1 protein-coding gene and 1 pseudogene are annotated in these 1,430 nt (G+C 44.3%); both read right to left on the minus strand.

Going from position 1 to position 1,430, the window contains the following annotated elements; translation table 11 throughout:
* The coding region (gene pyrF / locus A3756_RS19845; protein ID WP_068554412.1) for an orotidine-5'-phosphate decarboxylase at positions 1-650 on the minus strand (650 nt) is incomplete at its 3' end.
* A 26-nt stretch (positions 651-676) separates the two neighbouring features.
* Positions 677-1,430, minus strand: a pseudogene (locus tag A3756_RS28010) (hypothetical protein); the annotation flags it as partial.

The following is a 1,430-nucleotide window of genomic DNA, read 5'->3' on the forward strand; positions in this document are numbered from 1 at the left end:
ATCACCAAATAGTCTGAGCCAGCCTGAACAGCTTCATACGGTGTCATAATCCGCTTCTGATCCCCCACTGAAGCAAATGCAGGCCTTATTCCCGGGGTCACCAACTTAAAGTCAGCCCCTAAGTTAGCCTTTAACTCAGCTACCTCGTGTGAAGAACACACTACGCCATCCATTCCTACATCTCTACTGAGCTCGGCCAATCGATTTACCTGCTGTTGCGCTGACACCTCCAAACCAAGCTCATGAAGGTCTGCGTCTTGCATGCTAGTCAACACCGTAACAGCAATCAACAAGGGCTTTTTCTGATAGCTAGTTAACTTGGAAACGCAGGCTTCCATCATCTGCCGTCCACCAGATGCATGAACATTTACCATCCAGACACCAAGGTCTGCAGCCACAGCAACTGCATTAGCTGTCGTATTTGGAATATCGTGAAATTTTAGATCGAGAAACACCTCAAAACCAAGACCATGCAGGGACTCCAATATCTGAGGTCCACAACGTGTATATAGTTCCTTCCCGACCTTTACCCGGCAGTATGAGGGGTCTAGAGACTCAGCCATTTTTATTGCACTTGCCGAGTCAGGGTAATCAAGCGCAACTATTAGTGGTGATTTTTGTTCTACCGAAGACATGTCTGTACCTTGCATATAAATCCTTACAATTCCGAAATCGTTTAATTCACGACCTTTTTTTCATACTCTAATACCGGTTTAATCGTCTGCCAGCTCTTACAACTAGGACAATTCCAGTGCAGCTGCCCACCGTTAAATCCACACTGAGAACAGCGGTATTTCTCTTTCTTATCACTCTCACGGGATATAATTCTAATCAATTGGCGAGCCAACTTCGGGTGAATGTCATCAGACATGCCCTCCATACTAAATAAATAGTTTAATGCTCGAAGACTTGGCAAACTGGAAAGCTGGTCAAGCAGGAATTCAAATGCTTCATCCTTACGCCCCTGAGCTTCCATTGAAGCAACGACTGCCAACATCACTGGCATCTGCCCTGTATCTTCGTAAAGGTTTTTAAGATACGCCTGATGCTGATCAAAAGATTCTGTCTTGACGGTGCACTCTAACAAAAGAGGCAAAGCTAAAATGATGTCTTCAGGAGCTATTTCTGCAACTTGCTTTAAGAAACGAATAGCTTCTCCATACCTCTCATCCTGTTGAGCAAGCGCAGCCTGTCCAAGCAAAGCCCTGACACACAATTTATTAACTCCCAAAGCCTGCTTAAATAAATTGATTGCTTCCCTTTGCTGGTTACTTTTTAGCTTTTCCTCAGCAAGCTCACAATAGTACTGGGACAGTCGAATCTTTATTTCGGGATGACGCCTTAAATCAATCTCTTTAGCAATGACCAATGCGCCTGACCAGTCTTTTTCACGCTCACAGATATCAAGTAATAAAACCTGACTACGATAG

The sequence above is a fragment of the Oleiphilus sp. HI0086 genome, assembly GCF_001635225.1.